We start from the raw sequence: 21418 nt of genomic DNA, 5'->3' as shown, positions 1-21418 counted from the left end.
CGCCCTGCCACAATGGGGCACGACGCGACGGGTAAAAAAAGCGGTAATGAGGTTGTAAAGAAATATGAGAACCCCAATCAGCCAGGCTAATTGGGGTTTATATCGTTAATGCAACCGCATGATTACTTTCTGAGACCCAGTTTTTCAATCAGTTGGCGGTATCCCTGCAAGTTGTGCTTGCTGAGGTAGGTAAGCAGGCGCTTACGCTGACCAACCATCTTCATGAGACCACGGTGAGTGCTGAAATCTTTTTTGTTTTGCTGCAGGTGAGCAGACAAAGCAGAAATACGCTCAGTCAATAAAGCGATCTGGCCTTCGATAGAACCAGTGTTTTTAGCGCTGCCACCATAAGTTTCGAAAATCTTGGCTTTCTTTTCTACAGTTAAATAAGGCATCCGATTATGCGTTTTTTGTTATCCGATTAAATCATCCAATTTTATGGGCGGCAAAAGTAGGGCAAAAAAAGATATCAGGGAAATATTATCGAAAGGATTTTAGATTGCGCCCCCAATTAGCACATGCAGCCGCAAGATTATCATATTTATTGCACGGTTACCAACGACCTGAGTTTTGATCAGCGGATGCAGCGCATTTGCGGTTCGATGGCCCGGGCAGGCTATCAGGTTACCCTGGTAGGCCGCACCACTGCCAACAGTTTACCCCTTGATCATCAGCCTTTTGAGCAAGTACGCCTCAATGTTTCGCCCGAAAGAGGGAAGCGGTTTTACTGGGCCTACAACAAAGCCCTGTATCGTTTTTTACAAACAAAAGCCAAGGCACACCAGCAGCCCGGAGCCACCCACATGGCCATTTGCGCCATCGACCTTGACAGCATTGTGCCTTGCCTGCTCATCAGCAAAAAGTACCAGCTCCCCCGCCTGTACGATGCCCACGAGCTCTTCACTGAGCTCACGGAAGTGAAGAGAAGACCATGGATTGCCGCCATTTGGAAAGCCATCGAGGCTTGGTGTGTGCCCCAGTTTCAAAACGGATATACCGTCAATCAGTTTATAGCGGATGAGTTCAGCCGGCGGTATAAAGTAAAGTATGCCGTTGTGAGAAACATGCCGATGCCTGCCGGCAATACTTTCTTTGAAGCTCTGCCAGCGGCACTTTCATTGCCAGAACGATTTTTCTTGTACCAGGGAGCGGTAAACGAGGGCCGGGCTTTTGATGAGCTGATTGCTGCCATGAAAGAAACCTCACTCCCGCTGGTGATTGCCGGCGATGGCAATTACATGGAGCAAGTGAAAAGTTTAATTGCTGCTCACGGTGTGGCAGACAAGGTTTTTTTAACGGGTCATCTGAAACCAGCCGTGTTGCGAGTCCTTACCCAACGGGCATTTGCAGGCATTACATTGTTTAACAATAGCGGCCTCAATCAATACTATTCTTTAGCCAATCGTTTTTTTGATTATGTGCAGGCGGGTAAGCCGCAGGTTTGTGTGCGGTATCCCGAATACGAGCATTTAAATCAGCAACATGAAGTAGCAGTACTGGTAAATGAGGTAGCTCCCGGTGAAATATCTCAGGCCATGAACCTTTTAGCAAAGGATGCTGTTTTGTACGAAACATTGGCCGGGCAAAGCACCGTTGCAGCAACAGTTTGGAACTGGACTGAAGAAGAAAAAAACATGTTACAGGTTTGGGCTAATTGCCTGCAAGAGCCTCTTAAGCAATATTGATTTTGGCAGAAAAGCATTTACATATCGTTTGTTTAGACGTACCCTATCCGGTGGATTATGGTGGCGTTTTTGATTTGTTTTACAAGATTAAAGCCCTGAGCGAAGCGGGTGTAAAAATTCATTTGCACTGTTTTGAATACGGCCGTGGTCAGCAGCCCGTGCTCAACCAATATTGCGAAGAAGTACACTACTACGAACGGGTGACACCGCTCAAAAGCCTGGCTACCAGTGTGCCCTACATTGTAGCCAGCCGGGCCAATGATGCATTGCTCAAACGCCTGAAACAAGACGATTACCCTGTGCTGATGGAAGGGATGCACTGTACCTATTTTGCATACAGCGGCGATTTGCCCGCCAACCGCTGTTTTGTACGGCTGCACAATGTGGAATATGAATATTACCGCCAGCTTTCTGAAACCAGTGGCAGCATGTTCAAAAAACTCTTTTTCAAAAGAGAAAGTGCCCTGCTGAAAAAGTACGAAGCGGCAATGGCAGGCAAAGCTACTTTTTGGACCGTCACTGAAAAAGACCTGGAAGTTTTTAACCGTGAATTGGGCTACAACAATGTAGACTTTTTACCACTTTACCTGCCCGAGTTTGCACCCGAATGGTACGGCTCACACGGTAGTTTTTGCCTGTATCATGGCAACCTGAGTGTGCCCGAAAATGAATATGCCGCCACCTGGCTGCTAGAAGAAATTTTCAGCAAGCTGGAAATACCTTTCGTAGTGGCAGGTAAAAATCCTTCTGCAAAACTGGAAAAGCTGGCCCACAGTTTTCCGCATACCTGTATTGTGGCCAACCCCGAACAGACCGAAATGGAAGAGCTGATAAAGAAGGCGCAGGTGAATATTTTGCCATCATTTAATAGCACTGGCATCAAACTGAAATTGATAAATGCCCTTTATTTTGGAAGACACTGCGTGGTGAATGAAGCTGGCGTAGAAGGTAGTGGCCTCAACGGTTGTTGCATAATTGCCAACAGTACAGCCAGCATGAAATATGCCATAGCCAAGGCTTTTGACCAGCCTTATCATTTGCACAACTTTGAAGACCGTATGCAGGTGATGCAATCTTTATTCAACAACGAAAGAAATGCCCGGCAGATGATTCGCTGGATATTTGAACAGGAACCAACCGTGCCGGGCAAAGTAGCAGAACGCTTAAAGCTTTCTGCCTGATATTAATTTTCAGCGTACTGATTGGCGCTGTCGTACACTTTTCCTTTTTCGGTACGCAAAATTCTTGCAGGAAATTTATTGATAACCATGTAATCATGCGTAGCCATAATGACGGCCATGCCATAGTCTTTGCTAAGGTTCATCAGCAGGCCCATTATTTCGTCGCTGGTTTCGGGGTCGAGGTTGCCTGTAGGTTCATCGGCCAGCAGCAAGCGGGGTGAGTTGAGCAATGCACGGGCAATATCAATGCGTTGTTGTTCGCCACCACTCATTTCAAAAGGCATTTTAAAACCCTTGCTTTTGAGGCCTACTTTTTCCAGCACATCATCAATTTTTGCATTGATCATGTTTTCATCTTTCCAGCCGGTGGCTTTCAATACAAACTTGAGGTTCTCTTTCACATTGCGGTCGGTGAGCAATTGAAAATCCTGAAATACCACACCGAGGTCGCGGCGCAAAAACGGAATGGTTTTCCAGGTTTGATTGCGCAGGTCGTGTCCTACCACTTTGCCCTCACCTTCTTTCAGTGCTAATTCGCCATACAAGGTTTTGAGCAAAGAAGATTTGCCGGTGCCGGTTTTACCTACGAGGTATACAAATTCGCCACGACGCACTTCGAGGTTTACACCTTTCAAAATTTGTACGTCGCCCTGATAAATATTGACCTGTTTGAGTTGTACTACTATTTCTTCAGCCATGGAGTAAGAATATGCAAGGAGTAGCGAAGCTCATCCTTTGGGTGATGAATCAATAACTGATTTATTCAAAAATAATTGTTTCGCCGGCATGCTCAATCGTCAACATTTTTTTATCTGACGCTTCTACACGGCCAATGATTTGTGCATCAATGCCAAAAGCTTTTGCCGTATCAATCATGGTTGCTGCATTGGCTTCACTACAATAAATTTCGAGGCGGCAACCCATGTTGAATACCTGCATCATTTCCCGCATATCAGCACCGCTACATTGTTGTATCAGTTCGAAAATATACGGCGTAGCAAACAGGTTGTCTTTTACCACTCGTACGCCTTCTGGCACAAACTTCATGCACTTGGTTTGGCCACCACCACTGCAGTGCACCAATCCATGAATCTGATCGAAGTTTTCGGTGAGCAGTTTTTTCAACACCGGTGCATAGGTACGGGTGGGGCTCAGCAGCAATTGCCCCACGTTATGTCCTTCGTCCATCACTATATCCGTCATGCGGTGCTTGCCGATGTACACCACATCATCGCTGAGCGTAGGTTCATAGGTCATGGGGAAATGCTCCGCATAGTATTTACTCAGCACATCGTGGCGGGCACTTGTTAAACCATTGCTACCAATGCCGCTGTTGTAGCTTGATTCGTACACGCTTTGGCCATAAGAAGCCAAGCCCACAATCACATCACCTGCAGCAATATTTTCATTGGTCACAATCTTCGATTTTGGCCAACGAACACTCATGGTGCCATTCACCGCCACAGTACGCACTACATCGCCCACGTCGGCCGTTTCGCCGCCGAGGTAGGCAATGTTTACCCCAAAATCAGCCAGTGTATCAAACAGCTCCTGTGAGCCGCTGATGACCTGTTCCAACACTTCGCCCGGTATGAGCAGCTTGTTGCGGTCGATGGTAGAATTGAAAACGATATTATCGTGAATGCCCACACAAAGCAGGTCATCAAGGTTCATCACAATGGCATCTTGTGCAATGCCTTTCCACACACTAATGTCGCCGGTTTCTTTCCAGTACAAATAGGCCAGAATACTTTTGGTACCGGCACCATCGGCATGCATCACATTTACCCAGTCGGCATCGCCACCGAGCAAATCGGGATATACTTTACAAAATGCTTTGGGAAACAGCCCCTGATCTAAGTGTTGGGTGGCTGCATGCACCTCTTCTTTTTGCGCCGAAACGCCTCGCTTTGCATATAAAGACATGCTGCAAAAATAGGCGGCTGCGGCAGAGATTTGGAAATTGGCCATTACTAATTCAAATTTGCCGGCCCATGCAGGTACACAAGCACATCGACCGACTTCCAAAATTCCGCAATGCCGTGGTTACCATAGGCACGTTTGATGGTGTGCATAATGGTCACCGCATCATTACCAAACAGTTGACTGAAAAGGCTGCGGCCATCAATGGCGAAAGTGTCATCATCACCTTCAACCCGCACCCACGGCGCATTGTAGGCAATCAACAGTCAGAAATTAGGCTTATCAATACCATTGCTGAAAAAATAGAATTGCTCGAAAAACAAGGCATCGACCATTTGGTAATTGTTCCTTTTACCAGCGAATTTGCCGAGCAAACAGCACTCGAATATGTGGAGCAGTTCCTGGTAGCTCATTTTCACCCCCGCTGTATTGTAATTGGTTACGACCATCGTTTTGGTAAAAACCGCGAAGGCAACTATCAATTGCTGGAAGCGCTGAAAAGCAAACATGGCTATGAGTTGATGGAAATTCCTGCCGAAGTACTCAATGACAATACCATCAGCAGTACCCGCATCCGTACTTCTGTTATCAATAGCCATATTGCTGCTGCCAATAGCTACCTTGGTTATGCCTACTTTTTTGAAGGCACCGTGGTAGAAGGCAATAAGCTTGGCCGCACCATTGGCTACCCTACAGCCAACATCCGCATGAATGATACTGAAAAGCTGATGCCGGGCAACGGTGTGTATGCGGTGCGTGTAAAACGCATGCAGCAAAACGGTGCATGGATGAAAGGCATGATGAACATTGGCGTTCGCCCAACCGTGGATGGTACCCGCCAAACGGTGGAAGTAAACATCTTTGATTTTGATGCCGACATTTATGGCGAAACGCTTCGCATAGAAGTGATTTGCCACCTGCGTGGTGAGCAAAAATTCAGCGGACTGGATAGTTTGAAAGCGCAGTTGCAAAAAGACAAGGATGCATCGCAACTCTTGCTGCAGGCCTATGAAAGTTAATCGACCGTTGGCGTAATCATTTTCACCACCATTTCTTTCAACAGATTTGCGTCTGAAACATTAGATGCATGAATACCAATGCTTTTGAGGTTGTATTCGTGCAGCAATAAAATTGCTTGCTCTACTCCTTTTTGCCGGTAGTTTTTGGCGCAGCTGATAATATCTTTTACATATGGGCTCGGGCCTTTGTACCCGAGATATTGAATCAGCTGGTATTCATCGTTGGTGCCGGCCCCAAACACCATGTATGCCTTACTGAAAAAGGAATAAAGCGTGGGGAGCAATTGCATAATAGGCAATGCTTTTGGGTTGGCTTCGAAATATTGAATGATTTGCAAACAACGGGTCATGTTGCGCTGGGTGAGTGCATGCTGCAATTCAAACACGTTATACTCCTTACTGATGCCCACATAGTTTTCAATATCATCTTCGGTAATCTCTTTGCGCTGGTGCAGATTGATTTGCACTTTTTCCAACTCATTGGCCAGCCTCGACAAATCATTACCAATATGATCCACCAGTAAATACACCGCCTTTTGCGATATAGTGAAGCCATCTGCTTTTAAATGATTCACCACCCAGTTGGGCAAATCGCTATCGTATATTTTTTTGGTGGTTAGTACCTCTCCCTTTTGCTTCAGCAGTTTGGCCAGCTTGCTACGGCCATCTACTTTTTTTTGTTTGTAGCCCACCACCAACACTGTACTGCTGAGCGGATTTTCGATGTAGCCTTCCAGCTTTTCGATATCCTTCATGTATTGTGCCTCTTTCAGCAACACCACCTGGCGCTGCGATTGCATGGGGTAGCGGCGGCAAGCATTCACCACGGCCGACCAATCGGCATCACGACCGTAAAACACCGACAAATTGAAACTTGCTTCGGCATCTGTCAGAATGTTTTTTTCTGCATAGCCCAATACCTGATCTATAAAGAAAGGTTCCTCACCTTCCAACCAGTACACTGATTTGAAAGCACCTTTTTTCCAATCAAGAATGATTTTATCCACCGCCACGTAACAAAGCAATGAAACTTTAAAAAGGGTGTATTAGAAAGTTTTTAACAGCGTTGAAAAGTTGGTCTGGCACGGTGTTGGCATACCTTGTAATTGAACTAAAAACACGAAGCATATGGAAGACATGAAATTGAATGAGTACAACAGCACTACTCCAAAAAAAGACAACCGTACGTTGATCTATAGTGGCCTTGCCGCTGCTTTGTTGCTTTCCTGGGGTTATATTATTTATGAAAAGAACAAAAGCCAGGAGCAAGTAGGTACACTTACCAGCCAGAACACACTGGTAACCAGCGAAAGAGACCAGGTACGTAACCTGTACACTGAATCGCTGGGCCGCCTCGATAGCCTGATGGGTGAAAACCAAACCATGGCAGACAATTTGGATACACGGAATCAGGAAATAGCCCGGCTGCGCAATGAAATCCGCAAGGTGGTAAATAATAAAAATGCCACTGCAGCCGATTTGGCCCGTGCCCGTCAGATGATTAACCAACTGAATGGTACGATTGAAACACTGGCTGCAGATGTACGCCGCCTGGAAGGTGAAAACCAAACGCTTGTAGCCAACAATCAGCAACTGACTACAGAAAAGCAACAGGTAGAAGCTGACCTTGAAGCTACACGTAATGAAAAGCAAAGCATTCAGAAAACACTGGATGAAACAGCCGACGTTGCCAGCACCCTAAAGGCTTCTAACATCAGCATAGCAGCGCTAAACGAAAAAGGCTCCGGCAAAGAAAAAGAAACAGCTACCGCCAAACGTGCCGACAAATTGCGCATTGCTTTTCAGCTGGATGAAAACCGCCTTGCAAAAAGTGGTGAAAAAGAAATTTACATCACCGTAACCGCTCCTGATGGCAGCCCGATTGCCAGCAACACCGTATTCACCACCCGTGAAGAAGGCGACAAGCCCTACACTTCTAAGGTGCAGGTGCAGTACGAAAGCGGCAAGAAAACACCTGTAAGTTTTGACTGGAAAAGCGATAAAGGCTTCCAAACCGGTAATTACAAAATTGAAATCTACCACAACGGATTCAAAATTGGCGAAGGCGTTCGCACCTTGAAGAAAGGTGGTTTGTTTGGATAATATGTAAATCCCACCCATAAATGAGCAAAGGTCAGTTCTGAAAAGAGCTGACCTTTTGCGTTTGTTACAACACGGCTCTCAATGAAGCCCGGCCTACATGCACCGTTCGGCTCTCTCCTGCTTTGCGGCCTTCGTATTGAAAACTTATTTCCAACGCATTGGCCAGCCGCTTGGTGAAATCTACATTCCACAAAAAGTTTTTGCCCGGTTGCAAACCATCGAGCATGAAGTAAGAAACGGTAGAATTGGATGTACCTGTAAAATCGATAGACGAATAGGTAAGCTTACCTGTGAACACACCGCTTTGCACCAGATTGTATTTACTTTCTACCTGCAAACTATTGGTGGTACTCAGTTGCGGAATGCTGTTGGCATTCCCTTTTTTCTCATTCCATTTATACAAAGTAGTTGCCCTGAATTTGGCACCCAAAGTGTAGGTAATGGATGGCATCAATTCGTAGTACGTGACTGCATAGTTCCTGTTATCAAATTTTGGATTGGGGGTTTGCAATTCATTGCTGCCCCGCTTGCCCTGAATGGCAAAGGTCCATTGTCTTCCGGCATTTTTTCGCCAGCGGAGCGACACATCATTCAACGTTCTTATTTCTACTCCATACGTCAGCAAAGCCTTGCTGCTGTTGCGAACCTGCGTCAGGTCTACACCCCAGGAAGTGCTGTATCGGTTAAATGAAATCGTGTTGGCGATATTGGTATTGGCCATGATGATGGCTGTATCGCTGATGGTACCCGCAAAAGGATTGAATGGAAAACCGCCATCATCTTTTCGCTTGCTGGTGGTTTGCAAACTGCTTTGGGCATTCCACTTGGCCAGAAAGCGCTTGAGCTGCGATGAATCTCTACGCCACACATTGGCTGGACTCAATTGAATACTCGCATTAAGGGTGTTGTACGCAGCTTTTACAAACCGGTTGGTAGGTGTAAATATGCGGATGTATTTTGCCTGATCCTGAAACTGCGCCAACTCAAACTCGTTGAGTTGTGGTACGGCATCACCATTGTAATCAATCCATGCATATTCACCACGACCGGCGGGCACTTCAATATAACTGAAGTCGCGTTGCTGCTCTTGCCCGGCGCCTATTTCATACAACACATTGCCAGTGATGGCGCCCTTAGCTAGTTGAGTCAAATATTCAGCACGGCCCAGCAAAGTATTGTCTGATTGCTGGTTGTTGATGCCGGCCGTTTTTACTTTCAACATGCGGTAGCCCGTATTCAACCGAAACTGGTGCTGTTTGCTTTTGGTGAGCTCTACCTGTATCGAAAAATTATCGTTCACATCCTGCGGTACAAAACCATTAGCCGATGCAAACTGGTTGCTTCTTCTAAACCACTGCAGCGACCAACGATTGCGCTGTTGCTGATTGCTGCGTATATGCACCCGCCAATCGGTAAAAGAAAAACTGTTAGCTTGTAAAGTATCAGTAACTGATGATTTTACCTGGTTGTGTTCCAACTGATATTGTGCCCCTATCTCCAGTGCGTTAATCTTGTTGAATGTTTTATTGATAGCAATGGATGGCCTTAGAAAATAGCCATTGATGCCCAAGCCATCAAACGAAGTATATCGCAACACATCATTGACCACCCAGCCCTGCTGTTGTAACCGATGCTCAATACTGTGGCGGTTACCGCTATACGCATTGCCCCTTTTGTAACCACTGTAATCGTATTGTATGCTGTGCTGTTTGTTGTTACTCAATGTCATGGTAAAGCCCGGCAATTGCTCTTTGGCAAAACCTGCATCAAAAGGCAAGCCCCAATCCCGCAAAAATTCAATGCTTCGCAAACGTTCCAACGGTCGAAAGTTTTCATCCACTTGCTCAAACCTGGCCTCTGTTGAAAGCAGCTTGCTTGATTTTCCCAACTGTACAGACCTTTCATCTTTCAACTGCAACTTGATGCCTAAGCCGCCATCATTGCTTTTGTCTTTGCTGGCAAATGTGTTGATGTCTGTCACACTATAACCTGCTTCTGCCAACAGCTTTGTGTTTTTACCCAAACTGTATTTTATACCTGCCGTAAACAGCTGTTGTTTTTTGGGCGTCACCAGCAAAGCCACCGGCTCATAGTTACCTTGTGCTACGCCATTCACCGGTGCCACCCATTGAAACACTTTTCCATTGGCGCCATTTAGCAGCAGTGTATAGTTGCCTTTACCGGTACCGACTTCGCTAAACGCCAGACTATACATGGCCGTATCGTAAATGTTTTGGTAGCGGTAAAAAGTATAGGGTTGGCCGGCAACCGTCGTGTCTATTTTGATGTACAATACTTTCGCCGCATCAAAACTATCCCGCACAGCTACGGGATAAAATGCCTGATTGATGCTGTCGCCAATACTGCTTAAAAACTGGCGCTGCACATTGTCCAGCGTTTGATTGATGGGTGAGTTTTTGGCATCGGCATTGGAGTACATGCCAATGTTCACTTCCAGCTTTTCACCCACTTTCAATGCGTTGCCAGCATACAGCAATGAGTTGAGGTAATTGCGATCGGCATATTCAAATTCTACCTGTATCCTCTTGTCTCTGCTAATGAGTTGTTTGGGTGTAAAACTGATTTCTGCCGTGTTGTAATTGATGACATAATCCTGGTCTTCGCCACGTTGTAATTGTACTCCATCAATAAACACTCTTTCTGTACCGGCCAGTATCACAAAGAAGAGCTCGTTATTGGCACCCCGCAACCGGTATGGGCCTTGGTTGCCCTCCTGCCCGTTGAACACATTGCGGGTAAATTTTCCTTTAGCAATGGCCGCACTAACAAAACTCGTGTTGCTAGTTTGCTTGCCAAGCCTTTGTGTAGTTTCAAAAGCAATGCCTTGCTGCCGTTTAAAATAGCTGAGAAAATAGGTGGGCTGCTGCCGCACATCAATATCGCCCAAACTCAACGTCCAGTTGCGTTTTTTAAACTGCAGCCAAATGCGGTCAAACTCATTGAGCTGTTGTGTATTGCCATCAGGTTGTATTGGTATGTTGTTGTCGGTAATGGCAGCAGCAATTTCAATACTGTCGCCCAGCATGCCATTTACCTGTAGGTTAAAGAGTGAATTGACCACAGCATCCTGTGCATTACCAAAACTCAGGCTGCGGCCAAAACTGCCAGTGTAATTGAGCTTGCCAAATCCCTGCTGATTGTTGCTGGTATTCTTTCGCTTCGGCACGGGCATAGCTTTAAAAAAGTTGGCCACACTATCATATTGGTAGCGGTACACTTTGTTGGCAAAACCAAACGGAAACACCCGGTAACTCACCCATACACTATCTATATTGGGCAACTTCAACCATTGCAATGTGGCCCGCACATCATCCCACACATATTGCAGGCTGTCGGCACCCGTTATGCGAAAACTGCCCGGCACAACACTCAAGCTATCCAACTGTACCGGCGCTGCTTGCACAGCAATTTTTTTCACCCGAAAGTTGGAGCTCACTTGTGCCCATGCGGTATTGTTTGCCAGCAGGCAAACAATACACATCGCTATGAAGCAAAAAAATTTCAACAGTGAAGCACAGTTAGTGGTTGCAATATAATGAACGCCTATCCGCAGCATTTGGTATGCACAAAAAAGACGGCCAGTAGCTGACCGTCTTTTACACAAATTGTTCGTAGCTGCTTACGCATACAATTCTTCCCGAAGCTGATGCACCCGCTCATCTTCCAGGTATTCATCAAAAGTCATCAGTCTGTCGATGATACCTTTTGGTGTCAACTCAATTACCCGGTTAGCCGTGGTTTCCATAAATGTATGGTCGTGGCTGGTGAGCAGCACAATGCCTTTGAATTCTACGCACTGTTCGTTAAATGCCTGAATGCTTTCCAGATCGAGGTGGTTGGTTGGCTGGTCGAGTACCACGCAGTTGGGGTTTTGCAACATCATGCGGCTCAGCATGCAGCGTACTTTTTCGCCACCACTCAGCACGTTTACTTTTTTCATAATGTCGTCGCCGCTAAACAGCATTTTACCCAAAAAGCCCCGCAGAAATGGTTCATCAGCATCGGTTACATGCTCAGGCACAAACTGACGCAGCCAGTCCATCATGGGCAGGCCTTCTTTGAAGAACTCTCCGTTTTCTAATGGCAGGTAAGCTTTGGTAATAGTGGTACCCCACTCCAGTTTACCAGCATCAGCCGTGGCATTGCCGTTTATGATTTCAAAAAACTGTGTCACCGCCAATGGGTCGCGGCTGTAAAAGGCAATCTTCTCACCCTTCTGCACACTAAAAGTAACTTTATCAAACAGCTTACGGCCGTCCACCGTTTTCGACAAACCTTCCACGTTCAAAATCTGGTTGCCCACCTCCCGCAATGGCTGGAAAATGATGCCCGGATACCGGCGGTTTGAAGGTTCAATTTCTTCAATGGTGAGTTTTTCCAATGCCTTTTTACGGCTGGTAGCCTGCTTGCTCTTACTGGCATTGGCACTAAACCGGGCAATGAAATCAATCAACGCCTGACGCTTCTCTTCTACTTTCTTATTCTTATCACTCAACTGGCGGGCCATCAATTGGCTACTCTCGTACCAGAAGGTGTAGTTGCCGGTAAATACCTTGATTTTAGCACGATCCACGTCGGCCACATGGGTACACACGGCATCCAAAAAGTGACGGTCGTGGCTCACTACCAACACAATGTTTTGGTAGTCGGCCAAAAAGTTTTCCAACCAGCTGATGGTTTCAATATCGAGGCCGTTTGTCGGTTCATCAAGCAACAGAATATCGGGGTTGCCAAACAATGCCTGTGCCAACAACACCCGCACTTTCATGGTGCCAGGTATGTCCTTCATCAGGCTTTGGTGGTAAGCTTCCACCACACCCAAGTTACTAAGCAGTGTAGCGGCATCGCTTTCAGCGGTGTAGCCGCCCATTTCGCCAAACTCAGCTTCGAGTTCACCCGCCTTCATGTAGTCTTCTTCGGTAGCATCGGGGTCGGCGTAAATAGCATCTTTCTTGTGCATCACATCCCACATCACTTTGTGGCCCATCAGTACGGTGTTTAGTACTGTTTGCTCATCAAATTCAAAGTGGTTTTGCTTCAGCACCGCCATGCGTTCGCCGGTGGTTATTTCCACCGAACCCTTGTTGGGCTCAATTTCTCCACTCAAAATCTTCAAAAAAGTAGACTTACCGGCACCATTGGCACCAATTACGCCGTAGCAGTTACCCTTTACGAAGTTGATGTTTACCTCATCAAACAAAACCCGCTTGCCATAGGCCAGCGTTACATTTTTTACACTAATCATAATTGCCTGGAAACGAAAATTGAGGCGCAAAGGTAGCCAAAGCAACCCAAAGGAACAGGCATTAAATCTTGGCAGTTGTAGGTGCTGTTGTATCCATTCAGAAAAAGCAATTGGGGGCTGTCAGCCATAGCACAGCTATCAACAGCAGTTCCGGCTGTACGCTTGTAGTGCCCCGCCTTGGTCAATACCAATGCAGCCTACAGCTACGGGGCAGCTACCGCTTCCATCCGGCAGCCCATCAGCAGCCGTACAGCACTCAGCAAAAAAAGCCCGGCAGCTTTTGACCAGCGGGCTTGTATTTACCGCTTTGGCATAGTGCCGTATCTGGCATTAAATCAGCGACAGGTACTCTTCCATGTTTTGCATCACAGTGCTGGCCACCAGCTTTCTGAATGGCGTTGTATTACCCCGCACATGGGCTTCTTCCAGCGCTTGGTAATACTCCAACCTGTCCGTCAAATCACCCTTGATGTTGGCAATGTAGTAGCCTCCTTGCATCAATATCAGGTTCATCAACAGGCGGCTGGTGCGGCCATTGCCATCCATAAAAGGGTGAATACCCACCAGCATCAGGTGCATATCGGCAGCCAGTAGCACGGGGTGCATGCGTACCCGGTTTTCCTGATAGTAAGCCAGCATTTTCTCCATTTCCATGGGTACATCAAAGTGCTGCGGAGGTACATGTTCACTTCCACTTATGCGAACTTCTACATTTCTATAAGTACCCGCCCAATGCTTGTCGATACCTTTCAAAATGAGATAATGCAACTCTTTGATCAGGCGTTCTGTAATGCGGCCACCGCTTTGCACCATACTTTCAATGTACTCCACCGCTTCGTGGTGGTTTACCGCTTCCAGATGCTCCCTTACACTTTTACCCGCAATGGTTATTCCCTTCGACACCACCAATGAAGTTTCTTGAAGGGTGAGGGTGTTACCTTCAATTTTATTGCTGTGGTAAGTATACCTCGTATGAAAAAAATCCCGAAGCCGTGTCAGCTGCGTTTCATCCAAAGGCTGTTTGGCTTTCACCGCGGCTTTCAGTTCATCCAAAGCATGCAGCGAGGTTTCCAATTCTGCAGGTACTGTTTCGCCATTGGCGGCATACACTTCTACCCGCTCCATCACCATACTCAGTACTTCCTCGGCATATTGAGGATAGCCCTCCAACTGGCGCAGCACTTTGGCAGTCAGCCATTCTTTCTGCAACAGGTTCATATCCATCCGCAGCACTTCTGCCAGTTTGGGCAAAAGTTCTTCTGTTGCCAGCCGTTCTCCGCTTTCTATGCGGCTCAGCAGAGAAGCATCCATTTCAAGGGCTTGCGCCAGCTCTCTTACCAGCATTTTCTGCGCTACCCTCGCCTCTTTGATGATATGTGCAAACTTGTTTGTCATTTTTATTCATGACAAATTTAGTCATTTTTTATTGAAAAAGAAAAGTCTTCTTAGACTTTTCTAATTTTTAAATCCCCAATTCTACCTGAACCATGGTATTCACCCGGTTTTTGTAGGGGTACAACAGACTTTGCTTTTGTGGGTGGTAGCGGCTATCCAGTCCAAAATAGCCTTGAAACTTTACCCTATGTTTATTGAGGTAGTAGGTATATCCCAAGGCTTTTGTCCGGTATTGATAAATGTGTTCTTCAAACCCCTTTTTCGGTTCGGTGCCTGCAAACCGAACGACCATTTCTGAACGGCGGCTCAGCATTTTGCTTACATGAATATTAAAGCCCTGCCCTTGCGGAATGCGTAACATGGCAGTGTTGTTTGAACCATTTAAGGTATAGCCGTCTACTTTTCGATTAAAATATTCACCCAAAATGCCCCAGCCTTGGTATTTGAACATCATGTCGGCAATCGCCGTACGCATGTTTACGGGATTTGGCAAGGCAGCCCCCAACTGGCCGCCAGCACGGGTTGTTTTATCATTTACGTTATAGCTAAAACCTACCGACAGTTTAGGCGTCTTTTCTACCTCAAGGTCACCTTCTGAATAATCGCCCAAATTTTTGAAGGTACCAAAAGGCAGGTACTCAATGCGGCCGGTATAAGAAAGTCCATCGTTGCTGTAATTCTGACCACGGCCTTCACCGCCGGTAATGGCCGCCTTATACATAATCATTTGCTTACCCACAGGTATTTGTCCGTAGGCAAACAAACCGGCGTCGCGGTCGAGGGTATAAACCGAGTTGGCAATAGAACGGTCAGGCATTTGCAGGTTGCCCGATGAGATTACCCTTTCACGGTTTCCGGGCAGTTTGCTTTGCCCCAAACCAAAGTAGAAATTCTTACTAACGTTGTAATACACCATGGCATCACGAACGGTTTGCGCAATAGTGCCAGACACCAAATCCTGATCGCTTCTGGAAAAAGACAGTTGAAGGTAGTAGCTCACCTTGGGCGAAATAACAAAACCGTCGAAACGCAACCGCACCCGCCGAATGAGTGTTTCAAAGCCGGGCTCATCAGATTGATCGAGTTTTGAAAAGTAGCCAAACCGATTTTGCATCCGAAAGCGAACGTTGAGCAAAAACACCGAGTCTTTGTGAAAAATCAATCCGTTCGGGCTTACCAACAAGGGTTTTTCGTCTGACTCCACCTGAGCCAACAAGGTTGATGGAATGAATACAAATACGAAACAAAACATTGCCAAACGAAAACCGGCCTTTTCCTGCTGTTGGAAAAGACCGGCTACAAATTTTCTCGAAAACATATTTGCCGGTTAAGGCTGCAAAAGTGATGCTTTTCAAGAATATAGCATGCTACATTATCTGCCTCAACATACCGCCAATAACAATACAATTGATACCCGCACCAGCCGCAACCGACAAACCATTAACTGTGGCTGCAGAAGCACTACTATTGTAAAAAAAATACAGATCACCATCATTCAACGTAAACGTGGTGGTATAAGCGCCTGATGCCTGTAAATGGTAAGCCACCGCTTTTTTAGCAATGTTTCCTGCCGCCGCAATCGTTTCGATACTCACCTGCAAACCGCCTTCGGTGAGTTTCAAAGCCAAGCCATTAACACCGCCAGCTGAACGAGCCTCAATCACTGGCCCGCCAGCATTTGACTCAGCATACACACCCGTAGCATTGCTGGCCGGATTGTTAATCGTAAAAAAACCTGCCCGGCCCAGCCCATTCGTAAATCCCCGTAATGCGGCCTCTGTATTTATAGCATTGCCAATTTGAAACTGCCCGGCACGGCCAGTACCAGACTGCACCGCAAAAACAGCACTTCCACTACCCGAAGTATTACCGTACACTGCTGAGCCGCTTCCGTTAGTTTCTCCATACACGGCAGCCCAAGGATTACCTGGGTTCGCAATTCGGGCCACCATCGCAGCATCACCTGTTCCTTCATGGTTGGCATAAATAGCCGGGCTTTGTGTATTGTTACTGTTATTGTAACCAATAACAGCTGCACCCTGCCCCGTCGCGTTGGTTCTTCTAAACTGAGCCACAGGCCCAATGCCTCCCTGATGATCTATATAAATACCCTGACCACTACTTCCTGCAGCTTTCAAAACATTAATAGCCGCAGCGGTTCCTTTACTGTTCAGGTACAAATCACTGCCGGCACCTGTGTTTTCAATTTGTAACACCGCGGAGCTATTGGCAGCATTGCGGTTGCCGAAATACGCAGTTGTGCCTGTACCGGTTTGTACTGCTGCAAATGCCATTCCGTTACCTGCAGATTCTGTGAGCAAGGTGGTATCGCCGTTGGCAGAGTTGATATTGGAAAAACGGGCAGCTTTTCCTGTACCGGCATTGTAAATGCGCAAGCCAATACCATTTACAGCCGTATTGCTGAGATTGAGGTATACACCACGGCCGCTGTTCATCACATCAGCAACCAGGGCATACCCAGAACCAGCATGATTGAGGTATAGTGCGGAGTTAGGATTGGCAGCATTTTGCATTCTCACCACCAAACCAGCATCGCCCACACCAGCCACATCGGCCAGCATGGCCGGCGACAGTGCCTGATTGCTGTTGGTGTAAGCATACATTGCCGGGCCGGTTGCAGCAGCATTTGTTTTTCTAAACTGAGCGGCACCTCCGGCTGTACCCGCATGTTCTACATACAACCCAAGCCCCGTAGAAGTTTCGGTTTTATACACATTGACACCATTGCCCGTACCCATGGCTGTTATCCTTAAAGCTTCTGTTGTTCCAGACGCCTCAGCAAGTAACGCTCCTGTATTTGCGGCAGCTATGATGTGCAGCTTATAATTACTGTTGGGAGTGGCAGTTCCAATGCCCACATTGTCTTGTGCAAACAAACTTGCTACACTCATTATACAGAGTGAAGCCATGGTGCTTCTTAGGATCATAAGGAGTTTTTTTTTGGAAAGCCAATAATACGGCAAACCCAATCACAACAAGCATTTCAGCCCAATTAGATATACAGCAATGTGGATGAAACCTGACTAACTTCTTGCACCAAAAAGTTTGCTCCCGACCCTTATCATATTACTACCACACTCCACAGCAATGGTATAATCTGCACTCATACCTAGAGATAGGTATTGCATAAAAACATTGGCTACCTGATGATGGGCATAATGATCAAAAGTTTTCTTCGCCACCAAAAATTCCTTTCGGACTTGTTGCTCATCATCCACAAAAGATGCCATACTCATGATGCCAACAATCCGTACATTTTTCAATGCCGATAATTCTTCCCCATTTAAGATTTCATCAACCTCCCGGTCATCCAAACCAAACTTTGTTTCCTCCTGTGCTATGTGCATTTGCAAGAGCACTTCGATAATCCGGTTGTTTTTGACGGCTTGCTTATCTATTTCTTTCAGCAGTTTAAAACTATCTACCCCATGAATGAGGTGCACAAAAGGCGCTATGTATTTTACCTTATTGCTTTGCAAATGACCAATAAAATGCCAACGAATATCTGACGGTAGTTGTGGCTGCTTATCTACCAACTCCTGCACGTAATTTTCACCAAAATCACGTTGGCCCAATGCATACAAAGCCCTGATATCTTCTACTGGTTTGGTTTTACTTACGGCTACCAATTGCACTCCTTTAGGCTGTAACTCCTTCATCAACGCTTGATAAGCAGCAGTATTTACACTCATTTCGTTTGGTTCATTTTAGGTGTATCAATCGCAATCACAATCCCATTCTTTGCCAAGGTCTATCACTGTTACTACAGTTACTTCATCGGCACATGGAGCAAAAATAATGCGAACCCGTTGGCCATCGTTGGTACGGCCTTCCACGGCATACTTGCGGTTGCAATCGCTTCGGTTGCCAATGTCGCTTTTCTTGTAATTGATGTCACCATTGCGCAAAATGTCTTTTACCTCTGCCTGCGTAATGTGCCGGCACTCCATACGGCAGCGGGCATGCTTGCTGTAGTTGATTTGTGATGGCGTACGGTTGAGGCCGCGGTTGTCATTGCTATTATTGCGGGTAGCTTCTTTGCGGGTGGTTGGGCGTGGATTGGTGCCGCCGGGGTTGCACTGACGCACCACCAGCCAGGCAATGCCCAACAATACCAGTGCCAGCACCGGGGCAAAACGATTGGCTTTCTTTCGGGAAACAGACATGCTGCAAAATATGGCTGTTTTCTGATGTCAGATGTCTGATTTTTACCACAGAGAAGCGCAGAGGATTGTTGCAGGCTTCGTTAAGCTTTGACCTTTTTGCCTTTTGCCCTAAGCCATTTACTTTCAGCTTTAAGCCTTTTGCTTTCATCCGCTTACCTTTGCCGCCCTTATGCTGGCAGCTACCAAAAAGAAGACCGTTGCTTTTCACACCCTCGGGTGTAAGCTCAACTTTTCGGAAACCTCCACCCTCAGCCGTCAACTGGAAGCCGACGGTTTTGAGAAGCGGGAGTTTACCGATGTGGCCGACGTGTATGTGATCAACACCTGCAGCGTAACCGACAATGCCGATAAAGAATGCCGACAGCTGGTGCGGCGCATTCAGCGCAAGGCTCCCGAAAGCCTAGTGGTGATTACCGGCTGCTATGCCCAGCTGAAGCCCAAAGAAATAGCCGACATACCCGGCGTAGATCTGGTGCTCGGCGCAGCCGAAAAATTCAACATTACCAAACACATTGCCGAGCTCAGCAAGGGCGACAGCACCCGCATCAGTAGTTGCGATATTGAGGCCGTGAGCGGCTTCAACAGCAGCTGGAGCCAGGGCGACCGTACCCGTACTTTTTTAAAAGTGCAGGACGGCTGCGATTACAGCTGTAGCTTTTGCACCATCCCCATGGCACGTGGCAAAAGCCGCAGCGACAATGTGGCCAACGTGGTAGCCAATGCCGAAAAGCTGGCCGCTGAAGGCGTAAAGGAAATTGTACTCACCGGCGTAAACCTCGGCGACTTTGGCAAGGGCCCCGATGGAGAATTGAAATACGAAGAAAACTTCTTCGATCTGGTAAAAGCGCTGGATAAAGTGGAAGGCATCAGCCGCTACCGCATCAGCAGCATTGAGCCCAACCTGCTTACCGACGAGATAATTGATTATGTAGCGCAAAGCCGTGCTTTCATGCCGCATTTTCATATACCACTGCAAAGCGGCAGTGATACCATTTTGGGTATGATGCGCCGCCGCTACAAACGCCAGCTGTATGCCGACCGTGTGGCCCGCATCAAACAACTAATGTCCCACTGCGCCATTGGAGTAGATGTGATTGTGGGCTTTCCCGGAGAAACCGATGCACATTTTAAAGAGACCTTCGACTTTTTGCACAGCCTCGATGTGAGTTACCTGCACGTATTTACGTACAGCGAAAGAGACAATACCAAGGCATTGGAAATTGCTGATGTGGTGCCTGTATCAGTACGCAACGACCGCAACAAAACATTGCGCAACCTCAGCTACATGAAGCAGCAATATTTTACCGAACAACACAAGGGCCAAACACGCACCGTGCTGTTTGAAGGCCATGAAAAAGGCGGCATGATGGAAGGCTATACCGACAACTACATTCGCATACAAACGCCCTACCGTGCCGAGTGGGCCAACCAGTTGGTAGACTGGACGATTTAGGAAACCATTTTTCTTATCCAATCATCTTGCTTGCTTAGAAAGCAGCATTCATTCTTTTTGCCAAAGCCAAACCGCGATGATCCAAAAAGGCAACGCACTGAGGATGACTTTCCAATGGAGGCTGAGCCCGCCAACCAAAAGTATCATAAACGCCAGCGTACCCATCAGTACAATGCTGGTGCGGGTTTGCCAGCGGCGGGGCTTTGAGGCAAACACTGCGTACAGCATCAGCAGCTGTCCTAAAAATGGCAGCAACACCAAAGGATGCATCAATGTATTTACGGTATCTTTTTGCAGGGTAATGGTTTGCCATTCTAACTGTGCTACAAAAGCATGCTGCCCTTTACCCCACTCGAGGTAAAGGCATAAAAAAGCAAGCAACAAACCTACCCGTAATACTTTCACTGGCATACAGCAAGCTACTGCGGTTTGGCAGGAGCAGGCATGAGAAATAACAGGTTTTGCATTGACTAGTAAATATCCACCATCAACAGCAGCATTTTTTATTGATTTGATACTTACATTGCTTTAAGATGAATGGAAATATTTCGAGAGTATTTATTATTGGTTTCAACGCCATCCCTATCATTGGAGCAGCCTTTTACCGCTGGATTCCATTTGATATTTTTTGGCTGTTTTGGGTAGAGACTTTAATCATTGGATTGTTTAACGCCTTGCGGATTCTACTGAGCCAGGGCAACGACAAGGCAATACCTTTTACACAAGGACTGAAACTTTGGAACGTAAAAAAAGCGTTTAAATACCTGATGACAAGGGCATTCATTTTTTTGTTTTATGCCCTATTCATCATCGTATTTATTGGTTTGCTCGCTAATCCAAACAAAACAGATACCGGATTTTTACAAACACTGGCATTTGCCAATCCCCTATTCAATCTGGCGTTGATATTGGCTGTAGTAGTTCAGTCCATTTATCTCATCAAAAATTTCTTAATGAGCAAAGCCTATTATTATGCCAGCCCTGATAGCTATGCAGCCATTTTCGATGCAAGACAAATAGTTATTCATATTGCAGTTGTTATTGGGGCGGTTGGTTCGGCGTTTCTATTCGACCACAGTTCGCCTCATAATTACGGTGCCATTTTTATGATGAGCATTTTGTGTGTAGCAAAATGCGTGTATGAATTGTTCTTTGTAAGCGACAACGATTTTCAGCAACTACCTTCCGGCAACATCACGATGTGAT

The 21418-nt window shown here is 46.5% G+C and carries 19 protein-coding genes; 7 read left to right on the top strand and 12 right to left on the bottom strand.

Annotation, left to right across the window (positions count from 1 at the left end):
* Positions 1-122: 122 nt before the first annotated feature.
* Positions 123-395: a 30S ribosomal protein S15 gene (rpsO, locus tag V7Q13_RS11555; protein WP_157478125.1), complete on the bottom strand. Its 273-nt coding sequence runs from the start codon at positions 393-395 to the stop codon at positions 123-125.
* A gap of 123 nt (positions 396-518) precedes the next feature.
* Between rpsO and V7Q13_RS11550 the strand changes: the two genes are divergently transcribed.
* Positions 519-1685: a glycosyltransferase gene (locus V7Q13_RS11550; RefSeq protein ID WP_333800838.1), complete on the top strand. Its 1167-nt coding sequence runs from the start codon at positions 519-521 to the stop codon at positions 1683-1685.
* Positions 1686-1687: 2 nt separating this feature from the next.
* Entirely contained in the window at positions 1688-2866 is a 1179-nt protein-coding gene (locus tag V7Q13_RS11545) for a glycosyltransferase (RefSeq protein ID WP_333800837.1), read from the top strand.
* 2 nt (positions 2867-2868) lie between these two features.
* Here the strand turns inward: V7Q13_RS11545 and V7Q13_RS11540 are convergent, their stop codons facing one another.
* Entirely contained in the window at positions 2869-3564 is a 696-nt protein-coding gene (locus V7Q13_RS11540) for a cell division ATP-binding protein FtsE (protein WP_157478122.1), read from the bottom strand.
* A 61-nt stretch (positions 3565-3625) separates the two neighbouring features.
* On the bottom strand, positions 3626-4792 hold the full coding sequence (locus tag V7Q13_RS11535; protein WP_333800836.1) for an AIR synthase-related protein: 1167 nt from the start codon (positions 4790-4792) through the stop codon (positions 3626-3628).
* Between the two features lie 68 nt (positions 4793-4860).
* On the opposite strand from V7Q13_RS11535, the gene V7Q13_RS11530 reads away from it, so the two are divergent.
* Complete coding sequence (locus V7Q13_RS11530; protein ID WP_333800835.1) at positions 4861-5808, top strand: bifunctional riboflavin kinase/FAD synthetase; 948 nt, start codon at positions 4861-4863, stop codon at positions 5806-5808.
* On the opposite strand, the gene holA is transcribed toward V7Q13_RS11530, so the two are convergent.
* On the bottom strand, positions 5805-6821 hold the full coding sequence (gene holA / locus V7Q13_RS11525; protein ID WP_333800834.1) for a DNA polymerase III subunit delta: 1017 nt from the start codon (positions 6819-6821) through the stop codon (positions 5805-5807). The two genes, V7Q13_RS11530 and holA, sit on opposite strands and share 4 nt — an antisense overlap.
* A gap of 115 nt (positions 6822-6936) precedes the next feature.
* Between holA and V7Q13_RS11520 the strand changes: the two genes are divergently transcribed.
* The gene (locus V7Q13_RS11520) at positions 6937-7911 is read left to right on the top strand and encodes a hypothetical protein (protein ID WP_333800833.1); all 975 of its coding nucleotides are present in this window, start codon (positions 6937-6939) and stop codon (positions 7909-7911) included.
* Positions 7912-7975: 64 nt separating this feature from the next.
* On the opposite strand, the gene V7Q13_RS11515 is transcribed toward V7Q13_RS11520, so the two are convergent.
* The gene (locus V7Q13_RS11515) at positions 7976-11413 is read right to left on the bottom strand and encodes a hypothetical protein (RefSeq protein WP_333800832.1); all 3438 of its coding nucleotides are present in this window, start codon (positions 11411-11413) and stop codon (positions 7976-7978) included.
* Positions 11414-11551: 138 nt separating this feature from the next.
* On the bottom strand, positions 11552-13177 hold the full coding sequence (locus tag V7Q13_RS11510) for an ABC-F family ATP-binding cassette domain-containing protein (protein ID WP_333800831.1): 1626 nt from the start codon (positions 13175-13177) through the stop codon (positions 11552-11554).
* A 68-nt stretch (positions 13178-13245) separates the two neighbouring features.
* On the opposite strand from V7Q13_RS11510, the gene V7Q13_RS11505 reads away from it, so the two are divergent.
* The gene (locus tag V7Q13_RS11505) at positions 13246-13461 is read left to right on the top strand and encodes a hypothetical protein (protein ID WP_333800830.1); all 216 of its coding nucleotides are present in this window, start codon (positions 13246-13248) and stop codon (positions 13459-13461) included.
* Positions 13462-13507: 46 nt separating this feature from the next.
* Here the strand turns inward: V7Q13_RS11505 and V7Q13_RS11500 are convergent, their stop codons facing one another.
* The 5 genes from V7Q13_RS11500 to V7Q13_RS11480 all read right to left on the bottom strand — a co-directional run bounded on the left by V7Q13_RS11500 (position 13508) and on the right by V7Q13_RS11480 (position 18759).
* Positions 13508-14572, bottom strand: a complete 1065-nt coding sequence (locus V7Q13_RS11500) for a Fic family protein (protein WP_333800829.1) — start codon at positions 14570-14572, stop codon at positions 13508-13510.
* A gap of 67 nt (positions 14573-14639) precedes the next feature.
* A complete protein-coding gene (locus V7Q13_RS11495) occupies positions 14640-15890 on the bottom strand; it encodes a porin (protein WP_333800828.1) in 1251 nt (416 codons plus the stop codon).
* A 49-nt stretch (positions 15891-15939) separates the two neighbouring features.
* On the bottom strand, positions 15940-17484 hold the full coding sequence (locus V7Q13_RS11490) for a hypothetical protein (RefSeq protein ID WP_333800827.1): 1545 nt from the start codon (positions 17482-17484) through the stop codon (positions 15940-15942).
* A 132-nt stretch (positions 17485-17616) separates the two neighbouring features.
* A complete protein-coding gene (locus V7Q13_RS11485; RefSeq protein ID WP_333800826.1) occupies positions 17617-18285 on the bottom strand; it encodes a YggS family pyridoxal phosphate-dependent enzyme in 669 nt (222 codons plus the stop codon).
* 24 nt (positions 18286-18309) lie between these two features.
* Positions 18310-18759, bottom strand: coding sequence for a DUF4258 domain-containing protein (locus tag V7Q13_RS11480; RefSeq protein WP_333800825.1), 450 nt, complete (start codon positions 18757-18759; stop codon positions 18310-18312).
* Between the two features lie 169 nt (positions 18760-18928).
* Here V7Q13_RS11480 and mtaB point away from each other — a divergent pair, with 169 nt between their 5' ends.
* Positions 18929-20212: a tRNA (N(6)-L-threonylcarbamoyladenosine(37)-C(2))-methylthiotransferase MtaB gene (gene mtaB, locus V7Q13_RS11475; RefSeq protein WP_333800824.1), complete on the top strand. Its 1284-nt coding sequence runs from the start codon at positions 18929-18931 to the stop codon at positions 20210-20212.
* 48 nt (positions 20213-20260) lie between these two features.
* Here the strand turns inward: mtaB and V7Q13_RS11470 are convergent, their stop codons facing one another.
* Positions 20261-20623, bottom strand: coding sequence for a hypothetical protein (locus V7Q13_RS11470; RefSeq protein WP_333800823.1), 363 nt, complete (start codon positions 20621-20623; stop codon positions 20261-20263).
* A gap of 122 nt (positions 20624-20745) precedes the next feature.
* Between V7Q13_RS11470 and V7Q13_RS11465 the strand changes: the two genes are divergently transcribed.
* The gene (locus V7Q13_RS11465) at positions 20746-21417 is read left to right on the top strand and encodes a DUF6498-containing protein (RefSeq protein ID WP_333800822.1); all 672 of its coding nucleotides are present in this window, start codon (positions 20746-20748) and stop codon (positions 21415-21417) included.
* Position 21418: the final 1 nt, after the last annotated feature.

The sequence above is a fragment of the Phnomibacter sp. genome (assembly GCF_036803085.1).
Lineage (GTDB): Bacteria > Bacteroidota > Bacteroidia > Chitinophagales > Chitinophagaceae > Phnomibacter.
Note: the sequence above shows the minus strand (reverse complement) of the source record. Positions and strands in the feature narration are given on the sequence as shown.

What these genes read in the sequence shown, in the direction of transcription:
- V7Q13_RS11490 (WP_333800827.1), bottom strand. Translation starts at nt 17,484, where the DNA reads ATGAGTGTAGCAAGTTTGTTTGCACAAGACAATGTGGGCATTGGAACT.
- V7Q13_RS11510 (WP_333800831.1), bottom strand. Translation starts at nt 13,177, where the DNA reads ATGATTAGTGTAAAAAATGTAACGCTGGCCTATGGCAAGCGGGTTTTG.
- V7Q13_RS11485 (WP_333800826.1), bottom strand. Translation starts at nt 18,285, where the DNA reads ATGAGTGTAAATACTGCTGCTTATCAAGCGTTGATGAAGGAGTTACAG.
- V7Q13_RS11550 (WP_333800838.1), top strand. Translation starts at nt 519, where the DNA reads ATGCAGCCGCAAGATTATCATATTTATTGCACGGTTACCAACGACCTG.
- rpsO (WP_157478125.1), bottom strand. Translation starts at nt 395, where the DNA reads ATGCCTTATTTAACTGTAGAAAAGAAAGCCAAGATTTTCGAAACTTAT.
- V7Q13_RS11495 (WP_333800828.1), bottom strand. Translation starts at nt 15,890, where the DNA reads ATGTTTTCGAGAAAATTTGTAGCCGGTCTTTTCCAACAGCAGGAAAAG.
- V7Q13_RS11465 (WP_333800822.1), top strand. Translation starts at nt 20,746, where the DNA reads ATGAATGGAAATATTTCGAGAGTATTTATTATTGGTTTCAACGCCATC.
- V7Q13_RS11520 (WP_333800833.1), top strand. Translation starts at nt 6,937, where the DNA reads ATGGAAGACATGAAATTGAATGAGTACAACAGCACTACTCCAAAAAAA.
- V7Q13_RS11515 (WP_333800832.1), bottom strand. Translation starts at nt 11,413, where the DNA reads ATGTGTATTGTTTGCCTGCTGGCAAACAATACCGCATGGGCACAAGTG.
- V7Q13_RS11530 (WP_333800835.1), top strand. Translation starts at nt 4,861, where the DNA reads ATGCAGGTACACAAGCACATCGACCGACTTCCAAAATTCCGCAATGCC.
- V7Q13_RS11535 (WP_333800836.1), bottom strand. Translation starts at nt 4,792, where the DNA reads ATGTCTTTATATGCAAAGCGAGGCGTTTCGGCGCAAAAAGAAGAGGTG.
- mtaB (WP_333800824.1), top strand. Translation starts at nt 18,929, where the DNA reads ATGCTGGCAGCTACCAAAAAGAAGACCGTTGCTTTTCACACCCTCGGG.
- V7Q13_RS11480 (WP_333800825.1), bottom strand. Translation starts at nt 18,759, where the DNA reads ATGTCTGTTTCCCGAAAGAAAGCCAATCGTTTTGCCCCGGTGCTGGCA.
- V7Q13_RS11500 (WP_333800829.1), bottom strand. Translation starts at nt 14,572, where the DNA reads ATGACAAACAAGTTTGCACATATCATCAAAGAGGCGAGGGTAGCGCAG.
- V7Q13_RS11540 (WP_157478122.1), bottom strand. Translation starts at nt 3,564, where the DNA reads ATGGCTGAAGAAATAGTAGTACAACTCAAACAGGTCAATATTTATCAG.
- V7Q13_RS11470 (WP_333800823.1), bottom strand. Translation starts at nt 20,623, where the DNA reads ATGCCAGTGAAAGTATTACGGGTAGGTTTGTTGCTTGCTTTTTTATGC.